16 protein-coding genes and 2 tRNA genes are annotated in these 21,679 nt (G+C 58.3%); 9 read left to right on the forward strand and 9 right to left on the reverse strand.

The genetic code is table 11. The annotated features are described in order from the left end of the window. Positions 1 to 119 precede the first annotated feature (119 nt). The gene (locus CSQ93_RS19985) at positions 120 to 1,847 is read left to right on the forward strand and encodes an ATP-dependent nuclease (RefSeq protein ID WP_099379533.1); all 1,728 of its coding nucleotides are present in this window, start codon (positions 120 to 122) and stop codon (positions 1,845 to 1,847) included. Then, positions 1,840 to 3,237, forward strand: a complete 1,398-nt coding sequence (locus tag CSQ93_RS19990) for a UvrD-helicase domain-containing protein (RefSeq protein ID WP_070291178.1) — start codon at positions 1,840 to 1,842, stop codon at positions 3,235 to 3,237. The genes CSQ93_RS19985 and CSQ93_RS19990 overlap by 8 nt, the downstream gene beginning before the upstream one ends. A 112-nt stretch (positions 3,238 to 3,349) precedes the next feature. On the opposite strand, the gene CSQ93_RS19995 is transcribed toward CSQ93_RS19990, so the two are convergent. Beyond that, a complete protein-coding gene (locus CSQ93_RS19995) occupies positions 3,350 to 4,069 on the reverse strand; it encodes a hypothetical protein (protein ID WP_099379534.1) in 720 nt (239 codons plus the stop codon). Positions 4,070 to 4,433: 364 nt separating this feature from the next. Further along, positions 4,434 to 5,438 carry a hypothetical protein gene (locus CSQ93_RS20000; RefSeq protein WP_099379535.1) on the reverse strand — a complete coding sequence of 335 codons (1,005 nt, stop codon included), beginning with the start codon at positions 5,436 to 5,438 and terminating at the stop codon, positions 4,434 to 4,436. 549 nt (positions 5,439 to 5,987) lie between these two features. Here CSQ93_RS20000 and CSQ93_RS20005 point away from each other — a divergent pair. Beyond that, positions 5,988 to 6,806, forward strand: a complete 819-nt coding sequence (locus CSQ93_RS20005) for an AAA family ATPase (protein WP_233516271.1) — start codon at positions 5,988 to 5,990, stop codon at positions 6,804 to 6,806. Positions 6,807 to 6,975: 169 nt separating this feature from the next. On the opposite strand, the gene CSQ93_RS20010 is transcribed toward CSQ93_RS20005, so the two are convergent. The 5 genes from CSQ93_RS20010 to acs form a co-directional block, all read right to left on the reverse strand. Next, a complete protein-coding gene (locus CSQ93_RS20010) occupies positions 6,976 to 7,176 on the reverse strand; it encodes a helix-turn-helix transcriptional regulator (RefSeq protein WP_099379536.1) in 201 nt (66 codons plus the stop codon). 136 nt (positions 7,177 to 7,312) lie between these two features. Beyond that, complete coding sequence (locus CSQ93_RS20015; protein WP_099379537.1) at positions 7,313 to 8,179, reverse strand: phage integrase N-terminal domain-containing protein; 867 nt, start codon at positions 8,177 to 8,179, stop codon at positions 7,313 to 7,315. A gap of 1,116 nt (positions 8,180 to 9,295) precedes the next feature. Further along, the gene (locus CSQ93_RS20020; protein WP_099379538.1) at positions 9,296 to 10,606 is read right to left on the reverse strand and encodes a tyrosine-type recombinase/integrase; all 1,311 of its coding nucleotides are present in this window, start codon (positions 10,604 to 10,606) and stop codon (positions 9,296 to 9,298) included. 231 nt (positions 10,607 to 10,837) lie between these two features. Then, positions 10,838 to 10,928: transfer RNA gene (locus tag CSQ93_RS20025), tRNA-Ser, on the reverse strand. Between the two features lie 190 nt (positions 10,929 to 11,118). After that, positions 11,119 to 13,125, reverse strand: a complete 2,007-nt coding sequence (gene acs, locus CSQ93_RS20030) for an acetate--CoA ligase (protein ID WP_099379539.1) — start codon at positions 13,123 to 13,125, stop codon at positions 11,119 to 11,121. Between the two features lie 308 nt (positions 13,126 to 13,433). Here acs and CSQ93_RS20035 point away from each other — a divergent pair, with 308 nt between their 5' ends. The 4 genes from CSQ93_RS20035 (at position 13,434) to CSQ93_RS20050 (ending at position 16,801) form a co-directional block, all read left to right on the forward strand. After that, the gene (locus CSQ93_RS20035; RefSeq protein WP_035825234.1) at positions 13,434 to 14,051 is read left to right on the forward strand and encodes a YqhA family protein; all 618 of its coding nucleotides are present in this window, start codon (positions 13,434 to 13,436) and stop codon (positions 14,049 to 14,051) included. A gap of 77 nt (positions 14,052 to 14,128) precedes the next feature. Continuing rightward, complete coding sequence (locus tag CSQ93_RS20040) at positions 14,129 to 15,670, forward strand: fumarate hydratase (protein ID WP_086144995.1); 1,542 nt, start codon at positions 14,129 to 14,131, stop codon at positions 15,668 to 15,670. Positions 15,671 to 15,737: 67 nt separating this feature from the next. Further along, positions 15,738 to 16,583, forward strand: a complete 846-nt coding sequence (gene murI, locus CSQ93_RS20045) for a glutamate racemase (RefSeq protein WP_099379540.1) — start codon at positions 15,738 to 15,740, stop codon at positions 16,581 to 16,583. A 142-nt stretch (positions 16,584 to 16,725) separates the two neighbouring features. Continuing rightward, positions 16,726 to 16,801, forward strand: a tRNA-His gene (locus tag CSQ93_RS20050). A gap of 144 nt (positions 16,802 to 16,945) precedes the next feature. Here the strand turns inward: CSQ93_RS20050 and CSQ93_RS20055 are convergent. Together CSQ93_RS20055 and CSQ93_RS20060 are read right to left on the reverse strand one after the other, a co-directional pair. Next, positions 16,946 to 17,422 carry a hypothetical protein gene (locus tag CSQ93_RS20055; protein ID WP_099379541.1) on the reverse strand — a complete coding sequence of 159 codons (477 nt, stop codon included), beginning with the start codon at positions 17,420 to 17,422 and terminating at the stop codon, positions 16,946 to 16,948. A gap of 276 nt (positions 17,423 to 17,698) precedes the next feature. Further along, entirely contained in the window at positions 17,699 to 18,145 is a 447-nt protein-coding gene (locus tag CSQ93_RS20060; RefSeq protein WP_099379542.1) for a response regulator, read from the reverse strand. Positions 18,146 to 18,433: 288 nt separating this feature from the next. Between CSQ93_RS20060 and CSQ93_RS20065 the strand changes: the two genes are divergently transcribed. Together CSQ93_RS20065 and CSQ93_RS20070 are read left to right on the forward strand one after the other, a co-directional pair. Continuing rightward, positions 18,434 to 20,545: a TonB-dependent receptor family protein gene (locus CSQ93_RS20065; protein WP_099379543.1), complete on the forward strand. Its 2,112-nt coding sequence runs from the start codon at positions 18,434 to 18,436 to the stop codon at positions 20,543 to 20,545. Positions 20,546 to 20,845: 300 nt separating this feature from the next. Then, positions 20,846 to 21,505, forward strand: coding sequence for an FxDxF family PEP-CTERM protein (locus CSQ93_RS20070; protein WP_099379544.1), 660 nt, complete (start codon positions 20,846 to 20,848; stop codon positions 21,503 to 21,505). Positions 21,506 to 21,679: the final 174 nt, after the last annotated feature.

Consider the following 21,679-nt stretch of genomic DNA (forward strand, 5'->3'; position numbering starts at 1 on the left):
TGGAGCGCACCGATGGACTCTAAAAATTCTAGGCATTTTCAACAGTCCTTGCCGATTGTCATCAATATAAACTACTATTGTTTATAAAGAAACATCGACGAAATCCATTGAAAGCAGCCATGCAGATCAGGCATCTCAAAATCAATAATTTTCGCGGCGTATCCCGCATGCTCTGGACTCCGCGCGATCCCTTTTGCTGCCTCATTGGCGCAGGCGACTCTGGCAAATCCACGATCTTGGACGCGGCCGAGGCAGCACTGAACTCCAGATGGTTCTCATTTTCGGAATCTGACTTTTTCGCGTGCGATACAAGCAACACTATCGAAATTGAAGTGACGGTCGGCGAACTGTCGAAGGCACTCAAATCCGATGAGCGCTTCGGTCTATATATTCGCGGCTGGACAGAAGAAGGAGCGCTGCGCGACGAACCGGAAGACGGTGACGAGGCCGTGCTCACCGTCCGGCTCACTGTCGACGCCACGCTTGAGCCTGTATGGGAGATGGTTTGCGACCGTATGGAGACGCCCCGGACGATTTCCAATCGCGACCGCGCTCTTTTCGGTTTGGTGCGGCTCGCAGGCGACGACGCCCGCCATTTGGCATGGGGACAAGGGTCCGTGCTTTCGCGTCTCACCGGCGACAACAGCGAAGCGGCGGCGCGACTGTCCGAGGCATATCGGGCGGCTCGCGACAGCGCGCAACTCGACCAGATCAAATCGCTGGCCGACACAGCCGCCGCCGCCGAGCGCCACGCCAAAGCGTTGGGCGCCTATGTCGATGGAGCATACCAGCCCGGTTTGGAGCTGGGACGCTCGGGCCTCTCATCGGGATCGATCGCGTTGCACGATGACGGTGTTCCGTTGCGCTTGGCAGGGTTGGGCACGCGCCGCTTGGCGACCTTGGGCATCCAACGGTCAGCCATTACCGAAGGCGGGATCATCCTCATCGACGAGATCGAGCACGGCCTCGAGCCCCACCGGATCATCGGCGCCATATCTCAACTCAAGTCAGATCAGGATAGCGCCATGGTGTTCGGAGATCCAATTGGCCAAGTCCTGATGACAACCCACTCCGACATCGCGTTGGGCGAAACCGGCGGCTCTGGACTTTATGTAGTCAACATGTCCCGCCCTGGTCGCCAAACCATTCTACTTTCACCTGGAACGCCCGATCCGATCAATGCCCTGCTCCGCCACACGCCGCGCGCGATGTTCGCACGGCGCATTCTCGTTACCGAGGGCATGACCGAGGTGGGCATGATGACGGGCATCCGTGAGAAATGGCCGCCGCGCCATAAGAACAAGCCGATCGAGCAGCTCGGCGCCGCAATCACCGATGGCAATGGAAATCAAGCCTGCGCGCTCGCGTTGGCGTTGGCGAACCTTGGCTATCCCACCGCGCTCTTCCGCGACTCCGACGTCGCTCTAAATGCCGACAACATCGCGGACTTGGAGAATGCCGATGTGCCAGTATTTGAATATGGGGACATGCTCAACACGGAGCAAGCCATATTCAGCGTGGCCAACGATGACGCAGTGCAGGCTTTGCTAGGCTACGCCAGGCTGCAGCGAGGAGACGATACAGTCAACGACAACTTGGCTGCGAAGATCCCGGGCCTTGACCGCACCAACGCCGGCATCGATTTTGGCGAGTGGGAAGATACATTCGGAAAGTCAGGCCAGGAGCTGCGCGAGATCATCGCCGAGGTCACGTCGCGCAAGAAATGGTTCAAGGATCAACGCATTGGCCGGGGACTGGCTCCGCATGCTTGGGGCATCGCCGTCGCCAATCCCGAGTCTCCTCTCGCAAAGACGTTGGCGGCCGTCGAGGCTTGGCTGTATGCCTGAGCCGGTCGAACTGGCAGCCATGAAGATCGGCGCTGTCGTGGCGCCGGCCGGGCATGGAAAAACAGAAATCATCGCCAAGGTCGCGGCGTTGGGCCGGCGCGCCTTGATCCTGACGCACACCCATGCGGGCGTGCATGCCATACGCAGCCGCCTAAAGCGGCTGGGCATCTCCCATCATGCGATGGCGGTCGACACCATCGCTGGCTGGTGCATGCGGTATGCCAACGCCTTTCCTGGAGTGGCAAAGCCACCGGAAGGCATGCCAAAGAATGGAGGCGAATGGGATCAGCTTTATCGCGGGACCATTTTGGCGCTCATGGTGCAAGCGGTGCGGGACGTCGTTGCCTCCTCATACGACAAGATCCTGATCGACGAGTATCAAGACTGCAATTTGTTGCAGCATGAGCTCGCCGTCGCCTTATCGGACATCGTCCCTACGCTCATCTTTGGCGATCCGATGCAGGGGATTTTCGAGTTTGCCGGCGCCACGCTGAGCTGGGAAGGCCAAATCCATGGGAGCTTTCCCTTTGCCGGAAGTTTGGAAACTCCGCACCGCTGGAACGAAAAGAATCCTGAGTTGGGCATTTGGATCGCGGAGACTCGTGAAAAGCTCATGGCGGGCGAGCCCATCGATCTGGCCGATGGCCCCATCACATTCCGGCAAACGGACGATGTCTTTGACATGGGCCTGTTCTTCGATGGCATCGACGCCAGGGACGGCACGCAGGCCGCCATCCATTGCAGGAAAGGGACCTGCTACCAATTGGCTAGAGCGACCAGTGGTGGCTTCCAAGCCATCGAAGAAATGGCGGCCGGTAGGCTGCAAAGCTTCGCCGAGGCTTGGGATTCGTCGCCAGACAACGCCGGACGACTGGCCGCAGTCAAAAGTTTGATCAACGAATGCGTCCACAAAAAACAAGCCAAGGAAGGAGATGCGCCCGATCTCGAAGACGAAGCCGTCGCCGCAGAGATGAACGCCATCGCCAAAACGCTCGGCGATGGAACTGGAGCGGTATCGCTGAGGAAGTTGTTCGGATTGGCGCGCAAGCGTTCACTCTGGAGAATCTTCCGCGGTGAAATCTGGCGAGATACAGAGCGAGCGATCGCCGAACTGGAATCTAGTCGCTGCGAAACCATGGCCGAGGCCGCCGCCAATATTCGACAACGAATGACCAATTCAGGCAGGCGCTTGCCAACTCGAACAGTCTCCACGCCACTCCTGCTGAAAGGGCTGGAATTTGATCATGTTGTAATCCCGAACGCAGCACATTTTGCGAACGAGGACACCGCCCAAGCAAAGCTTTTCTACGTGGCGATCTCACGAGCAACAAGAACACTAACGATCGCGTCCTCCAATCGGCTCTTGAAATTTCCTAAGCCAAAAGTTTGATTAAGGCGACTTTAAAATGAGAGTTGGTAAAAAAATAGTCTCTACGCAAAGGCCGCCGTTCGCATAGGCCCGGACGTTCCAGACAAGAGGCTCGATTATTGCGCAGGCCCTGCTAGATAGCCTTCTCTGAGAGCCTTTTTGCTTTCTCTTCCTTGATTCTTTTGTGGAGCGAAACCAATGTATTGTAAATAGCACGCTGCGCGCCATCTTCATCAATATATCGAGCTTCCTCAAAGTAGGTCCCTTGCTTCACCATTTTCTTGAATAGTTCATCGCGTTGCGACTCCGGGATGCCAGCCTGCTCACATAATTCATCGAACGGGCTTGACGCTCCAGTGAGCGCAACGATTTCCGAGCCTCGCAACGGCGCTTCAAGCATCACCTCCCCTTGCCCATCTGTAAAGTTGAAAAGGGCGTAGGCATGCTCACCAGACCGATCGCGGTAGGACTCGGCGGCAATCCGAAAAGCCTCACACTCCCAAAGGGCAGACACGTTCAATACAACCTCGGATGGTTCCGGACGATGTCGAAAAATCGCGCCCGAGACAGCCCCCGGCATGAACTTTCCGTTGAAGCGCTCAGCAAACTGACGTTTTGTCGTCCAGCTTACCAAACCTTCACCCTTGCTATCCGCCAAGATAATCTCGGCCAGCTCGCCCTTGTGGAGGAATCGCTTCCGATAGCAGACCTCAGCAACCGACCTGAACTCCATGGGCAGTTGCGCCGCGCATGACTGAAGGTTCGCTGCGAGCGTTGAGCGCAGGACCCTGTCATCGCGCCAGCCTTTTTGCCAGGCGCCCAATGCATCGAAGAGTTTGTCGGTGAAGGTCATCGAATTCCTTAATAAAAAGCGTTGTATGAAGCGGACGGCCCAACGACGTAGGCCGCCCAATGAAACAATCCAGCATTCGGCAAATTTAAAATATGCGTTCACGAAATATCGCCGGGTGGCCCCTGAACAAAATCTAGCTGGATTGAGGTCAGCGATTGCTTTCGGCATGCCACGGCGATGCTGGCAAAGGTCTTGCAAGAACTACGCAGCCAGCAAGAGACTATCACTAGAGCAGATCACGGCAGGCAGAGCGAGCAGAGTCAATCGTCATGGCTGCTCATGGTGTTCAACAAAATTTGTGAAGGACGCTCATCACATCGGAGGCGTGTCCAAAGTCGCCGCGATGGTGAAACAGCCCTCGAAACTACGTTTCCGTGTCGGCTGCAGCCACGTTGACGGCAGGCGACCTAAACGCAACCGTTCCATCCTGATTACGAGGCTTTTCAAATTTTGGATTGTTGAGAACTATCACCCGATATCCCATCCTCTCCGGCGATTCATCAACAATTTGATATTTGCTGCCAACCACACGTTGCATATAGGGGATAGTGTCGAACTCACTCAAACTGATATTGAGCTCGCCGGGAATGAGCAAGCAAGCTGTTGAGGTGATATATTCAATTTGGTTTTTTTGGCTTCGCAAAACGCAGTGGACGTTCGCCAATCCGTTGTGCGAGCGAAAGGACTCAATAACGAAAAACTCCTTGGCCTGGACAGGAGCAGCCAACTGGTTCATAGCGTCCGGAGGATAAAACGTTCCATCTGGCTGATGGATGCCAATGATGAAATCCACGCCATAACAATCCCGGTAGCGTTGATTGTCATTGTAAGTATGGGCAAGGGCACGAATAGCAATCAACGAGACGCCATTTTCCAATGTCCTTCGAAGCTCGGCTAGAATTTTTTCGGAGTGGTCGACACGAACTGCGACCAATGGGCCGACCACAATCGGGACTCCCGTTTGGCCTTTGCTGACGATGCCGCCAACCATTGATGCCGCCGCCGGGAAAGCCCCCCAGCAAACATCCAAATAAATCACAAGATTTTCCGGAAGTGTTTTGAAATGGTCTCTGAATAAGTCTAGGCTGATCCTTTCGCCATTTCCAGCGATTAACTCGGTTCCTGTCCTCTCCTCTCCGTGCGCGCGTATGACCAACAAGTTGACCACGTTCTCCGCCGAATCATGCGCCTCTTTCCCGAATAAGTGGCGAACGGCCTGCGTGAGCGCCGGACCAAATTGAGCGCTTCCTTCAAAGGAAAAGCGCGCATTCATTTCGTCGCTTGTTTTCCTCGGACGACCTTTTGGTTCAAAGTCCTTCTGTTCGACAATTGCGCACCGTATCATTTTGCCCCTTTCTGGATTGAACATCACTACGACTGACTCAACGCATGGCTGAGCAGCTCGTGCAGAAACTTGCAGCAATCCGCGCCCTCCGGCGCTCCAACGAAGGCCATGCATCGGTCATCGTCGTCCATTCGTGCTTTGGCCCCGCCCAAGGCAGCTTGCTTCTTGGTAGCCAATGTGCGGCGCTCAATAATTGTTGCGCAAAAGCACGACTATAAACTACTATTGTTTAAAAATAAATTTAAACTTCATGCCTCGCGTGACACGCTCGCGATGCTATCGCAGGCAATGAACACACTAAGGAGCAGCATGGCGTCTTTGAAGCGAGATTTCGAGCAGTTCGTGGCATGGCTCCATCGGCCAGAAACACAAGCCCCGCAAGACGTTCGCCGCTTGGCCAACCTTGCGCTCAGCCAGTTTGATGGCCTGGCGCAGACATAGCGCCAACGCAGTCAGCGCTCCCTCTATTTGGTCGACTACGCGCGCAAATCGTGGGCGCAGACACCCGACGGGCCACCGGACATCCAACAAGCGGTAGCCGATGGCGCATGGCCGTGGCGCCGATTGCGGAGCTTGACGCTCGGCCCGTTCCGAGGCTTCCGAACGCCCGAACCGTTCGACCTTCAAAAGAGAGTGATCCTATTCTATGGGCCCAACGGGAGTGGCAAAACCAGCTTCTGCGAAGGCTTGGAATATGCCCTGTTGGGCTCAGTGGAGGAAGCAGACACCAAACGCATCGAAGCTCGCGTCTACTTGACCAATACGCACGCGCGCCGATTCGATCCGCCAGCTCTTCGAGCGACCAGCCACGATAATCGAGAGGTGCCCGTCGCAGCCAACATTGACACCTTCCGATTCTGCTTCATAGAGAAAAATCGCATCGACGCGTTCTCCCGAATAGCGGCCAAGCCACCGGGCCAACGGACGGAGTTGATCGCCACGCTATTCGGCATGGAGAAATTCAACGAGTTCGTGGGTCATTTCAACGAGTCCATCGACCAGCAACTCACGCTGACCGGCGCCAAGCAACTTGCGTTGACGGGAAAACGAACCGCTCTGGCCTCCGACCAAGCCACGGTCAATGGCGAGGCGCAAACCTTGCTGGACCTGGCGAACGATGAGGAAGCGCTCGCTCTTACACATTCCGAGGGAAAGACTTACGCCGGACTCAAAGCGCTCATTGGATCGGCCGATGCGCCAGGCCGTCTGCAGGAGCTGGAAGGCATCCTCAACGCCGTGTCGCCCGCTGTCGTTGGTTTGACGCGCCTGGAGCTTTTAAATGGCTTTGAAGCGGCCCGCACGGAGCAAGCCGCGCTCGATGGCGTCGCCGCCAAGCTCCAAGCCCGCAGCAGCCACCGCCAGGGTCAGATCCGCCATTCGGACACAGACTGATGCATTGGACGCCGTAAAAGCATACTCAGTAGATACCTAATTAGAACCACGAACGCGCGGTGCTGCCGCGCAGCGGTAGCAGTTGGACGATTCGGGGAGGGCCGGTAGGCCCACCCCGTGACGTTTTACGAGGTGGGGCGCTTCTAATTCAGCCACTATTAACTCCCACTCAAGCGATTCCACGCCTAGCGTCAATACAGCGTTGTTGCCATTGAGCGATCTCCTCTGCATCCCAGGCGACGGACTTGGGGCCGATGGGAATCGGCGCTGGTAACACACCCGCCTTCACCTTGCGCCAGATTGTGGCGCGGGACCAGCCGGTAGCCTCGATGACCGCAGGCAAGCGGAGGAATTTTTTAGTCGTGGTCATACGATTCTCCTTCGATTGATGAACAGCAAACAATGGAGAGTCATGCCGACTCTCCGCGATCATTCCGGCAGCCCCAGGGCTGCCGCTTGTGCATCTCGTCTATTCCATGCGCTACAGCCCTCATACCAGCGGGCGGTCATCTGCCCAGATAGATGGAAGTGACCTGCTCACGTCCATGTCCCATCTCCGTCGAAATCTTCAGCCGCGCAGCTTGATCTGCGAGTTTTTGCGAAGCATCCAGCTGTCTGGAGGTCGCGCCGCCACTGGCTGGACTAGGTCGGCCAGTCAACTCGGCATAGCGCCGCTGCGCGTACTCATGGCGCAGCCCATGCACGCCATGGATACCCGCCTTGTCGCACTGCGCACGAAAGCGGTTCAACTGGTCCCGATAGCGCAACTGCGCCGGAATCAAGCTGCCTTTGCCCGCCAGCACCTTGGCCGCATCAAGTACGGCGCGCTGCTGCATGGTGGCAATCGGCACCTCCCGGTATTTGCCACCCTTGGTCCAGCTATCCTGCAGCCGCAGGATGTTCCCGCCATCGGCCCATCCCGGCTTGATCTTGATGCTTTCCTCGCGCCGCAAACCAAACGCCGCCTGCAGTTGCAGGGACATGCGCGTACAAGGATCGTTCACGCGGGCGAGCGTGTCGGCGTCGAGCACCTTCGCCTTCGAGACATTGGTGACAAACACCCGCTCCGCGATGCCGTATTCGCCGTTGGTGCGCGCAATGATGTTCTCCTTGCCGATCTTCTCGGCCCACCAGCGCAGGGCGCTCATGCGATTCTTGATCGTTCCGGTACTGACGCCATCCTGCTTCCACTTGTCGAGCAGCGCCGCCACATGCTTTGGTTTCAGGCTGTCCACGCTCATATGCTGGAAGCCCCGCTCCGCCAGGTCGTTGGCGCACAGGTTTAATAGGCGCTCGCGGTCGGCCTGCGTCGCAAAGCTGCCATCCCGGTTGCGGTGACACAGTTGCTTGAGCTGGTAGTTCAGGTCGCGCATGGCAAAGTCATCCCTTCGATCTTGGGTTTCCACATCGATGTTGCGTGGTGTAATCCTGTCTGGTAAGTGTTTCTGGCCACCCTCACTGCCTCGGCAGAAAAGGTTGAATCAAGGGCCTCGGGACACCACTCCCGTGTATGCGGTTGCTGTTACTGCCTGCCCGCGCCGCATGCGCGTGTGGCACCGCTGCGCGCTCCCGGGGGAAGCTGCCGCAGCGGGGACCAATCACCCAGGGTCCATGGAGTGCACATCGTGCACGGATCAACTTCTACTAATCAGCCCGTAGCGGGCAAAGGAAATCGCAAGGCTAGCCTGCGATGAAGAGGCATCTGGCCTCGTCACTGAGCACCGTCACGCGGACGCTCTGTGCTTGCCGCCTGGGCCTATGCCGTCGGCGGCGCGTCGTCACTGGCAGCACGCCGCCAGTAACGACGCGCGCACGTAGCCATGGCATGTGACGGCATACATGCCAGCATCGCACTCGCGGTGACGATACTGGCGGCTCTGAAGCACATGCGCTGGCGGCGGCCGCGATGGCATCGCATCGCTGGCATTTCTGCTGACGGTGCGGCTTGCGGCAAAGCCATGCTGTGCTTCATAGGGTGCGCTACCTCGCGGGGTATGCGAACCAATCGGGGCAGGAGTCTTGCTCCTGTTTGAAGAAGCGCCCACCGGGCGCAATCATCCAGGCAATCCGTCTTGCGGATTGTGGGATATGTAGGCGCTGAAGGCAGCGCTTTATCGTGCCGAGATGTGCATGCTTCTGCATGGCCCGGCGATATATCTAGCAGAAACTGCTATGTATCATGGTGGCGGGTAACGACCGCAACGCCTATGCCGCTAAGCATAGGGACATGCTCGAAGCATGCCCTCGTGGGAGCGATTCCCACATAAGAGAGCTTCATTCTATGCCTGATATTGACGTTTGCAAGCGGTTCGTTTCGTCAAGTGCGCTTTTCGTAGTACACAGATTTGCGACCGGCGCGGACTGGGCTGGTGTTACTGGCATTGACCGGTAGCGTTGCAGCCCGGACAAAGGCTCAAATTGCTAGTTTATGCAATTTTTCCTTGGGGGCGGCTTGCTTGATAAGCGCATCCGTGAGGCGCAATACATACTCAGACATGGTGCCCTCCTGTTCCGCCATCCCGGCTGAATTCGCCGCTGACCAGCGTTAATCTGGGCGTCTGCGGCGGCGCTCCCTTGCCGCTGACGGCATCGATATAGTCGGCCCAATCCTGCATCATCCGGCGCCGTTCCGCCAGGAACTGGGCGCGGTCATAGGCGCTGGCCACCTTGTCCTTCGGCGCATGTGCAAGTTGCCGGTCCACGACTTCATGCCGGTAGCCCAGGCGCTCCTTGATGGTGCTCATGGCCAGCGCCCGGAAGCCGTGACCGGTCATCTTGCCCTTGTATCCCATGCGTCCAAGCGCCACCAGTATCGTGTTATTGCTGATCGGTTTTTCGTGGTCGCGCTGATTCGGGAACAGGTACTTGCTGCGGCCCGTAATCGCGTGCAGTTCGCGCAGCAGCTCCAGCGCCTGGCGCGACAGGCAAACGTGATGGTTGGTCATATCCGGATTGACGGTCAGCTTGCCGCGCTTCATGCGCTGCCATGGAATGATCCACTCGCCGCGCTCCAGGTCGATTTCACTCCAGGGCGTCTCGATCAACTCGCTGGTGCGCACAAAGCACAGCAGCATCAGACGCAGCGCAATGCGGGTCGGCGCGAACATGCGTGCTTCGTTGCGGTCCAGAATGGTGAGAAACTGCGGCAGTTCGTCGGCATTGATGGCGGCGAAGTGTCCGGCGCGGACGGTCTTCAACACATCCTTCATATCGGTGACCAGATTACTCTCTGTGAATCCGCATTGAATCGCGTAGCTGAAAATTGACGCACATACCGCTTTCTGGCGATGGGCGATTTCGCTTGCGCCGCGCTCCTCGATCTTGCGCAGTGCAGCGATTACATCGAGGTGCTTGAGTTCATCGATGGGCCTGCGGCCGATGGCCGGGAAGATATCTGCCTCCAGCCGTTGCAGGACGTTCTTGGCGGTGCGCTCGCTCCAGGTCGGCACCTTGTTGGCGTGCCACTCGCGGGCAATCTTTTCAAATGTGTTGGCGGCGCGCTCTTTCAACAGTCGTTTGGCGTCGTCGCGATGCTTGGCCGGGTCGATCCCTTGCAGCACCAGGCGCCGCGCTGCCAAGCGCTTTTCACGCGCATCCTGCAACGTAATTTCCGGATAAGGACCAAACGTCAGTGCGTTCTCCTTGCCGTTGGCCTGGCGAAACTTCCAGCGCCAGATGCGAGACCCGCTCGGCATGACTTCTACGAACAGGCCGCCGCCGTCGGATAGCTTGTATGGTTTATCCTTTGGTTTGGCGTTTTTGACCTGAAGTTCGGACAGCGGTACGATGAGCTTTGCCATGGTGGCCTCCTTCGCAAATGCGTCTGAAACCACTATAGGACAGTTATGCGGGAATGGTAGTCAAGGATGGGGGAATGCGGCCCGACGCCTTCCCTCAAAAAAGTTAGACGTACTGAAACGTCTTGGCACATTTCGAGACGCCGAAAAACGAAAAAACCGCTTAGAATCAAGGCTCTAAGCGGTTTTTGAGGGACTTCCTGAGACGTCCTGATCTTACTTAATTACTATCCGTGGCGGAGAGAGGGGGATTCGAACCCCCGATAGAGTATTACCCTATACACGCTTTCCAGGCGTGCGCCTTCAGCCGCTCAGCCATCTCTCCTGAAGGCAATGCGCGCGTCTTGCTTGCTCACATTGTGTACTGCATATCGCTTGTCGCGAAGCCGCAGATTATAGCAAAGATTCTACGGACTGCCAAAGTTATTTACCCAGGGGTAAAAGTTTGGCCCGGCCCGGCGGAAGGATGCGCCCCGGTGGCGCGCACTCCCCTTCCGCAGGGGCTGGCAGCTCTATTACGACGCTTCCTTCAACTGATCCAGGATGGCCGGGTTTTCCAGGGTCGACACGTCTTGCGTGATCGTCTCGCCCTTGGCCAGCACGCGCAGCAGGCGGCGCATGATTTTGCCGGAGCGGGTTTTTGGCAGGTTGTCACCGAAACGGATTTCCTTCGGTTTCGCGATCGGGCCAATTTCCTTGCCGACCCAGTTGCGCAGCTCCAGCGCCAGCTTCTTGGCTTCCTCGCCGGTCGGACGCGCTTGCTTGAGCACCACGAAGGCGCAGATCGATTCCCCGGTCGTGTCGTCCGGACGGCCCACCACAGCCGCCTCGGCCACCAGCGGATTAGCCACCAGGGCCGATTCGATTTCCATCGTGCCCATGCGGTGGCCCGACACGTTCAAGACGTCATCGATGCGGCCCGTGATCGTGAAGTAGCCCGTGTCCTTGTTGCGGATGGCGCCGTCGCCTGCCAGGTACATCTTGCCGCCCAGTTCTTCCGGGAAATAGCTGGACTTGAAACGCTCGGGGTTGTTCCAGATCGTGCGGATCATCGATGGCCATGGACGCTTCACCACAAGGATGCCGCCCTGGCCGTTCGGCACGTCCTGGCCCGCTTCGTCAACGATGGCGGCCATGATGCCTGGCAATGGCAGGGTGCAGGAACCTGGCACCATCGGCGTGGCGCCCGGCAACGGGGTGATCATGTGGCCGCCCGTTTCCGTTTGCCAGAAAGTGTCGACGATCGGGCATTTCTCGCCGCCGATGTTTTTGTAGTACCACATCCACGCTTCTGGATTGATCGGTTCGCCAACCGTGCCCAACAGGCGCAAGCTGGTCAGGTCGTAGTTGCTTGGATGGACTTTCGGGTCCACGTCAGCGGCCTTGATCAGCGAACGGATGGCCGTCGGCGCCGTGTAGAAGATGCTGACGTTGTGCTTCTTGATGGTTTCCCAGAAACGGCCCGCGTTCGGGTAGGTCGGGATACCTTCGAACACCACTTGCGTGGCGCCCACGGCCATCGGGCCATACGCGATGTAGCTGTGGCCCGTCACCCAGCCGATGTCGGCCGTGCACCAGAATACGTCGTCGGGCTTGATGTCGAAACTCCACTTCATCGTCAGCGCGGCCCACAGCAGGTAGCCGCCGCTCGAGTGCTGCACGCCCTTCGGCGTGCCCGTCGAACCGGAGGTGTACAAGATGAACAGTGGATGCTCGGCATCAACCCATTCCGGTTCGCATTGCGCCGACTGGCTTTCGACCAGGTCGTGCAGCCATGTGTCGCGGCCGGCCACCATCGGCAAGTCGCTGCCCGTGCGTTTGTAGACGATGACGTTTTTCACGCAGTCGCAGCCGCCCAGCGCCAGCGCTTCGTCGACGATGGATTTCAATGGCAGCTTCTTGCCACCGCGCAATTGTTCGTCGCCCGTGATGACGGCCACGGCGCCCGCGTCGATGATGCGTTCCTGCAGCGATTTCGCCGAGAAGCCGCCGAACACGACGGAGTGCGTGGCGCCGATGCGCGCGCAGGCTTGCATGGCGGCAACGCCTTCGACGGACATCGACATATAGATGATCACGCGGTCGCCCTTGGCGATGCCCTTGGCTTTCAGGCCATTGGCGAACTTGCAGACTTTTTCGTGCAGCTCTTTATATGTTGCCTTGGTAACGGTGCCGTCGTCCGCTTCGAAGATGATGGCCGTCTTGTCGCCCAGGCCATTTTCGATATTGCGATCCAGGCAGTTGTAGGACACGTTCAGCTGGCCGTCTTCGAACCATTTGTAGAATGGGGCATTGTCTTCGTTCAAGGTGCGGGTGAATGGCTTTTTCCAGCTCAGGTTTTCACGTGCCAGCTTGGCCCAGAAGCCTTCGTAGTCGCGTTCGGCGTCGGCCACCATGGCGCGGTAGGCGTCCATGCCGGAAATCGTTGCCTGTGCGGCAAACGCTGCCGATGGGTCAAATACGCGCGACTCTCCTGGTCCCTGCTGTTCCGTGCCCTGCCCTTGGTTTTCTGTAGCGCTCATGCTTGTCTCCAGTGTAGTAATTGTTTGCTAACACGATAGGCCCCATGTCTTACGGACGCCTTACATGTCGCGTTTATGCAGCGATTTACCCCTATCAAGGCTAACCATAAGCGCCTTCGGCAACAGGAGTCAAGGGGACGCCGTACAGTATTTTCACTGGGAAAATGCACGCTGCATCGAAGGTTCAATACCACTTCGTGTTTCATCAAACCTGATAATCAGAAGCAAGGCCATGCGCAGTAATCAGCAGCAAGTGTAAAATGTCGGGCATACCAAAAATTGGTATTTACTCCCCCAGGAAACCCCACATGATCGACCACCTACCACCGTCATCCAAACATACCAAGCTGCACCCGCTGTCCTCCTTCATCTTCATGTCGCGCTGGCTGCAGTTGCCGCTGTACCTGGGCCTGATCCTCGCACAATGCGTGTATGTATTTCATTTCTGGGTGGAATTATCCGACCTGATCGGCGCCGTGTTCGGCAATGATGCAGCCCTGCAGCACGTGCTGACGGCCGTTGCCGTGCCGGGCAGCGCCCTGCCGACCAAGCTGAACGAAGCGACCATCATGCTGGTGGTATTAGGCCTGATCGACGTGGTGATGATTTCGAACCTGCTGATCATGGTCATTATTGGCGGCTACGAAACCTTCGTTTCGCGCATGCACCTCGATGACCACCCAGACCAGCCGGAATGGTTGTCGCACGTCAATGCGTCCGTGCTGAAGACGAAACTGGCGATGGCCATCATCGGCATCTCGTCCATCCACCTGTTGAAGACATTTATCAATGCCAATTCCTACAAGATGGAAGTGATCATTGCGCAAACGGTAATCCACATGGTCTTCATCATTTCGGCCATGGCCATTGCGTACACCGACCGCATCATGACGGTGACCCAGAACCAAGCCAGGGCGCCTCACTAAGTTCTGGCGCTCCTATACTGATTAGTAACAGCAAACAGCATCAAAGTCTTACCCTTCTTATCCACCGCGAGAACACCATGACTGTCATAAAGCAAGAAGACCTGATCGAATCCGTCGCCGCAGCGTTGCAGTACATTAGCTACTACCACCCTGCTGATTACATCGAGCACCTGGCGCGCGCCTACGCGGCCGAGCAAAGCCCGGCGGCAAAAGATGCGATCGCGCAAATCCTGACCAACTCGCGCATGTGCGCGGAAGGCAAGCGTCCTATCTGCCAGGACACGGGTATCGTCAACGTCTTCCTGAAAATCGGCATGGGCGTGCGCTTCGAGGGCTTCAGCGGCACCGTCACCGACGCCGTCAACGAAGGCGTGCGCCGCGCATACAACTTCGACGACAACAAGCTGCGCGCCTCCATCGTGGCCGACCCGCATTTCGACCGCAAGAACACCAAGGACAACACGCCAGCCGTGGTGCACATGGAATTGGTCGAAGGCAATACCGTCGACGTGAAAGTGGCAGCCAAGGGTGGCGGTTCGGAAAACAAATCCAAGATGATCATGATGAATCCGTCCGATTCGCTGGTGGACTGGGTCATGAAAACCGTGCCAACCATGGGCGCCGGCTGGTGCCCACCTGGCATGCTGGGTATCGGCATCGGCGGCACGGCCGAGAAAGCCATGCTGATGGCCAAGGAAGTGTTGATGGAAGACATCGACATGTTTGAGCTGAAACAACGCGGCCCGCAGAATAAACTGGAAGAATTGCGTATCGAGCTGTGCGACAAGATCAACTCGCTGGGCATCGGCGCGCAAGGCCTGGGTGGCCTGACGACCGTGCTCGACGTGAAAATCATGATGCACCCGACGCACGCCGCGTCGAAGCCTGTCGCCATGATCCCGAACTGCGCCGCCACGCGCCACGGCCACTTCGTGCTCGACGGCTCGGGCCCTGCCTACATGACGCCGCCATCGCTGTCGTCGTGGCCGGAAGTGCACTGGACGCCGGACACGGAAAAATCCAAGCGCGTCGACCTGAATACCCTGACGAAAGAAGAAGTCGCTTCGTGGACGCCGGGGCAGACCTTGCTGTTGAACGGCAAGATGCTGACGGGCCGCGACGCAGCGCACAAGCGCATCCAGGACATGCTGGCCAAGGGCGAAGAATTGCCGGTCGATTTCAAGAACCGCGTGATCTACTACGTCGGCCCGGTCGACCCGGTGCGCGACGAAGCCGTCGGCCCGGCCGGTCCGACGACCGCCACGCGCATGGATAAATTCACCGACATGATGCTGGAAAAAACGGGCCTGATCGCCATGATCGGCAAGGCCGAACGGGGACCGGTCGCCATCGAATCGATCCAGAAGCACCAGTCGGCCTATTTGATGGCTGTGGGCGGCGCCGCCTACCTAGTGTCAAAAGCCATCAAACACGCCAAGGTGCTGGGCTTTGCCGACATGGGCATGGAAGCGATCTACGAATTCGACGTGGTCGACATGCCGGTGACGGTGGCCGTGGATGCGAAAGGCACTTCGGTGCACAACACGGGTCCGAAAGAGTGGCAGGCGAAGATCGAGCAACTCAATAGCGTCAGCAAGATTCCCGTGACGGTTGCTTAAACAAGCTCTACCATGGACGCCGCGCGGCAACATCAGCGCGGCGTTTTTTTATCTTCAACGGTTCCCTATGACTTTTACTGCAAGCACTGCCCGCCCAGACGCGCCCATCGGCATTTTTGACTCCGGCGTGGGTGGCCTCTCGGTGCTGCGCCATATCCGCGCGCAGCTGCCGCAGGAAGACCTGATTTACTTTGCCGATTCCGGCCATGCGCCGTATGGCGACAAGACGGAACAGCAAGTGATCGACCGTTCGCTGGCGATCACCGCCTTTTTATTGCAGCAAGGCGCGAAGGCACTGGTGGTGGCGTGCAACACGGCCACCATCGCCGCCATCAAGGCGCTGCGCGCGCGCTATCCCGACTTGCCCATCGTCGGCGTCGAACCGGGCCTGAAACCGGCGGCAAGCATCAGCCGCAATGGAAAGATCGCAGTGCTGGCCACGGAACGCGCCTTGCGCGGCGACAAGCTGCTGGCCCTGCGCGAACAGGTGAGCGCCGCCACGGGCGCCACGTTCATCTTGCAGCCCTGCATCGGCCTGGCCGACCGCATCGAACAGTGCGAACTGGGCAACGACCCGCTGGACGCAACCAGCGCCATGCTGGAACGCTACATCGCCCCCATGCTGGCGCAAGGCGTCGACACCCTGGTGCTCGGCTGCACCCACTACCCCTTCGTGCAGGACGCCATCGAACGCACGGTACGCGCGCATACGCAAGAACCCATCACCCTGGTTGACACCGGCGAAGCCGTGGCACGCCAGCTGGCCCGCCTGCTCGACGCAGTCGGCTTGCGCCGCATCAACAATGACGTGCCACGACTGCAGGGCTACACGACGGCCAAAGTCGACTCCCTGGCGCAAGCCTTCGCCGGCTTGCTGGACTTGCAGCCGCCTGTCGAACACCTGTCCGTGTAAGCGGCGTGAGCAAAAGCGACCGTTTTCATGCAATCTTTCGATTCTTTAAAAAAGACTGCATTTAGATTTGCCACTTTGCCGAGTTCTTTGTATAATTCGGCACCTGTTCAGCAAAACAGCTAAACAGGCAAGTAAGACAGTGGTGGCTGTAGCTCAGTTGGTAGAGTCCAGGATTGTGATTCCTGTTGTCGTGGGTTCGAGCCCCATCAGCCACCCCACAGAATTAGCGGTAAATAAAAAGGGTTACATGCTTCGGCTTGTAACCCTTTTTTGTTTTCAGGATGATTCCATGCGAGCATCATCGCACATGTCAATGACAGGCAGCCAAGACTGCCCGCAAGCCCGCACAGGGTCGCCCGATTTTACGATTTCGCCGCCAGCGCAGGGTGCTGCGCATCGACACAATAACCGTTCCAGTACACTTCTTCGAACGAGGTCAGGGAAATCCCTTTTTTTGACGCCTCCCTGTCCTGCATGCTGGCTTCATCCATCTCGACAATATACGTGTCAAAGGTGTTCAGCTTTTCATTGTCGGCACTGACGGAAACAAAACGCGTGCCGCCGGTATATGCCCCAAAGCCATTCTTGCCGTCAACGATACCGCACACGACGATCTCCATCGTTTCGCTATCCTTGCGCTTGTGAACGAGATACGAGGAGCGGATTACCGTCGAATCGGGGTCTTTCATTTTCGCCTTCAACGCCTTGAGGGCATCGTCCTTTGCCCAGCCATCGGGTCCAGCCATCTTGTTACGCACATAATAACCAGCAGCCATTAGCGATGGCACGCCAATAATGAGCACCACCACAGCAATCAGCAACCACTTCAGAAATTTCATACCCACCCTTCAAAGACCAGCATCAGAGAATGCGCTGGCCGTGCGAATACACTGCCAGCGAGCAATAAAACTATCGCATGATCAATTGGATATGCCTGAATGTCAACTTCCAAAATCCTCGGTATTTTCACACCAAGTTTGGCCAGCTTGCTTACGGCACAGGGAGATAATCCCGGCACCTGCGGGACGAAGCCTTTTCGTGCAAGCGGGGCAGCTTAACCCGAAGCAAAATAGGCGAGCAAAGACTCGCCAGGCAGTGCTTGATGACGCGAAAACCTACCCCGCCAGCACCGACTGCACCGTCGTCGCCAGGTCTTCCAGCCGCACGGGTTTGACGAGGAAGTGGCGGAAGCCCACGGCCAGCGCGTCGTCCATATACATGGGCAGGCTGTGGCCGGTGACGGCGATCAGCACGGCATTTGCCGTTTCGGGATGGTGGTGCAGGCGGCGGCCGATTTCGATGCCGCTGATGCCGGGCATTTCGATGTCGAGGTAGACGGCGTCGGGCACGCACAGCTTGACTTGCTCGACGGCCATTTGCCAGTTGCGCACCACCACGGCGTGGTGGCCCAGCGCTTCGAGCAGCATGGCCAGCGATTCGCCCACTTCCTGGTTGTCGTCGACCACCAGCAAGTTGAGCTTGCGCGCCGCAGTGACTGGCTTGTCGCCCTGGCGGCGTTCAACGGGGGGATTGCCTGGTGTCGTTTCAGTTGTCTGGCTCATTGTACGTTCACGTCTGACGGCTGCAAAAACACGAGTATACAAGAAGCGCGCGCAATGCCGCCGCACCCGAGCAACGGTGCCTAGCAGCAATCGAAGCCGCCCGCTGTACCGCGCCAGCAACACTTCCCCGCTCTCTCTCGGCGAAAGCCGGCCCTACGCAGTTTGCGCAATTGACGGATAAAATGAGAATCATTATCATTATCATCCCCTTGCGCCGGATGTCCACGCCACGATGTTGTCGCGCCGCCCGATTGCCCGCGCAAACATTGTCATTACGGAGATCCATGCATGGCTGCCACACCTTTTACCCTGCCCTTTTCGCTGCGCCCGTGCGCGCTGGCCATCGCCCTCGCCTGCCTGAACGCACCCATCGCCGCGCAGGCACAGCAAGCTAATACTGCCGATAACGCAGGTCCCATCCTGGAATCCATCCAGGTCAGCAGCAACCTGCTGGGCACCAGCATGGCCGCCAGCACGAAAAATTTTGCCGGCGCGCGCACGGTAGTGCAAAAGGACGACATCGAGAACTCGGGCGCGACCAGCCTCAGCGACGTGATGCGCCGCATTCCCGGCGTGCAGATCAGCGACAACTCGGGTAGCGCCGGCAGCGCCATCTCCCTGAATATCGGCGTGCGCGGCCTGGCCGGACGCTATTCGCCGCGCAGCACGGTGTTGCTCGATGGCATCCCGATGTCGGTGGCGCCATATGGCCAGCCGCAACTGTCGTTCGCGCCCGTCAGCCTGGCCAATGTCGAGACGGTCGACGTGGTGCGCGGCGGCGGCGCCGTGCGCTTCGGTCCGCAAAACGTGGGCGGCATCATCAACTTCAAGACGCGCCGCGTGCCCACCACGGCAGGCATCACGGGCGACGCCACCGTGCGCTACAACTCGTACAGCGAAGTGGGCCACAACACGCAGGCCAGCGTCTTTGCCGGCACCCAGCTCGATAGCGGCCTGGGCCTGGCGGTGCTGTACTCGGGCATTCGCGGCAGCGACTGGCGCGTGGGCAGCGATGAAAAGGTCAACGACTTCGCCCTCAAATTCCGCTACGACCTGAGCCCGACGGCCGAGGTGTACGCCAAGCTGTCCTACTACGACGTGACGTCGCGCACGCCGGGCGGCCTGACCGCCGCGCAATACAAGCAGGACCCGTTCCAGAACACGCGCCCGACAGACTTCTGGAGCGGCGAGCGCAAGGCCTTCGACATCGGCTACCTGAACGCCCTGTCCGGCACGCAGGAATTTGAGGTGCGCGCCTATTACAACAAGAGCTCGCGTGAAAGCACCCTGATCAACGCCGGCCGCACAGGCCTGGGCCGCCAGCCACGCAACTATGAAACGACAGCCATCGAACCGCGCTACACGCAGCGCTTCACGACCGGCAAGGTATCGCAGGACGTCACCGTCGGCTACCGCTACCTGGTCGAACGGGCCGATGAAAGCATCTACAACGTCGTCATCGCCAGCGGCGTGCAGCAGGCACCGACGCGCTTCGCCGACAATTCGACCGATGCGCAAGCCGTGTATATCGATGACAAGATCGCCATCGACGCGTGGCGCATCACGCCGGGCGTGCGCTACGAACACATCAAGACGGTGCGCTTCAACCACTTGCCGACCGACCAGAAGATCGAGTTGCTCAACAACAAGGCCCTGCCCTCGCTGAACGTGGCCTACTTGCTCAACAATAATGTAACCCTGTTCGGCAACTACAACAGCTCGTTTGGCGCCGTGCAAAATACGCAGCTCAATGCGCAATCGAGCAAGAACCCGCTGCAGCCGGAACTGGCCAAGACGGCCGAGCTGGGCGCGCGCTGGAAGAGCGGCCAGCTATCGGCCGAAGCGACCTTGTTCAACATCAAGTTCGACAACCAGATCCAGTCCGTCGGCAGCGGCGAAAACGTCGTCTTCTACAACGTGGGCGCCACGCACCACCGGGGCCTGGAATCGGCCATCGATTACCACTTCGACCAATCCGGCCCGCTGGCCGGCTTGAATGCCTACGCCACCTACACCTACACCAAGGCGACCTTGCAGGATGGTGTGAACGCGGGCAATGACGTGCCCTTCTATTCGCGCACCACGGACACCGTCGGCGCCCACTACCAGCTGGGCGCCTGGGGTTTTGATTTGTCGAGCAGCCACCAGAGCCGCCAGTTCGCCGATGAAGCCAACACCGTGGCGGAAAACGCGGCAGGCAGCCTGGGCGTGATTCCCGGCTTCCGTACCTGGAACACGCAAGTGAAATGGAAAGTACCGGGCCAGAACGGCCTGGAACTGGTCGCCGGCGTCAACAACCTCGCCGACAAGCGCTACTTCACGCGCACCTCGGACGGCAATCTGGGCAAGCTGGTGGGCGCGCCGCGCATGGTCTACCTGCAGGGCCGCCTGGCATTCTGATCCGGCAGCGCGCCTGGTGCGCGCCCCCTGTCAAAACCTGCACCGTTGTGTTTTCGATGCAGGTTTTTTTTCGCCCCCTGATGTCACAAAGATGCTGTGATGCAAGCAGAAGCATGGCCGCGCCCCCGTGAAAGGGCGCGCAACTAGTTCACAGCGGAAATTATTTTCATTTTAAACACAAATGATTTCACAATTACAAAATTTTTAGCGAAAAACTTCTACTTCCGGTGAGTTTTAGTGATATTCTTTAATATCATTTAGGAAATTAAATTAATCATTAGATAAGAAAACGGACCTTACATGAACATGCCTGCCACCTTCTTCAAGATCGCCGCACTCACCTCCCTGATCACTGCCGGCGCCGCCAATGCCGCGACCGAACTGGTCATCAACGGCAGCTTCGAAAGCAACGCCATCAGCACGCCGTTCGCGCAATTGAGCGCCGTAACGGGCTGGACCTCGTCCGTCAGCGGCAACACGGCCTTTGAAATCCAGAAGGGCGCCACGCAAGGCGGCCAGAGCGGTTTCAACCCCGTCGCCGCTGCTGGCACGCAATACCTGGAACTCAATGCCGAGCGCCTGACCTCCGTCTCGCAATCGATCGCCACCACGGCCGGCGGCACGTATGCACTGTCGTTCGCCTACTCGGGCCGCCCGAATACGCCAGGCGGCGCGAGCAGCCTGATGAACGTCTACTGGGGTTCGACCCTGCTGACGCCAACGGCCCTGGTCGGCACCACCACCGGCGTGTGGCAAACTTACAGCCAGAACGTGACGGCGCTCGGCTCGTCGAGCCTGCTGCGCTTCGAATCGATCGGCCCCGTCTCCGCGCCGACCTATGGTTCCTACCTGGATAATGTCTCGGTGATGGCTGCCGTGCCGGAACCGGAAACCTACGCCATGATGCTGCTGGGCCTGGGTTTGCTGGGTTTCGTGGCGCGCCGCAAGAACGCCGCCTGAGCCTGACCTAGCATCGCGCATCAGCCGCCCCGCCGCCATGGCCGGGCGGCTAATGAGATGGTCACCCTCCACCCTATAAGTTACTAAACTTATAGGGTGTTTTCATTTCTGAAGGAGGCCATCATGGAAAACGTTACGCTCATCGGCATCGATCTCGGCAAACACAGCTTTCAT

It is taken from the genome of Janthinobacterium sp. BJB426, from assembly GCF_002735705.1.
GTDB lineage: Bacteria > Pseudomonadota > Gammaproteobacteria > Burkholderiales > Burkholderiaceae_D > Janthinobacterium.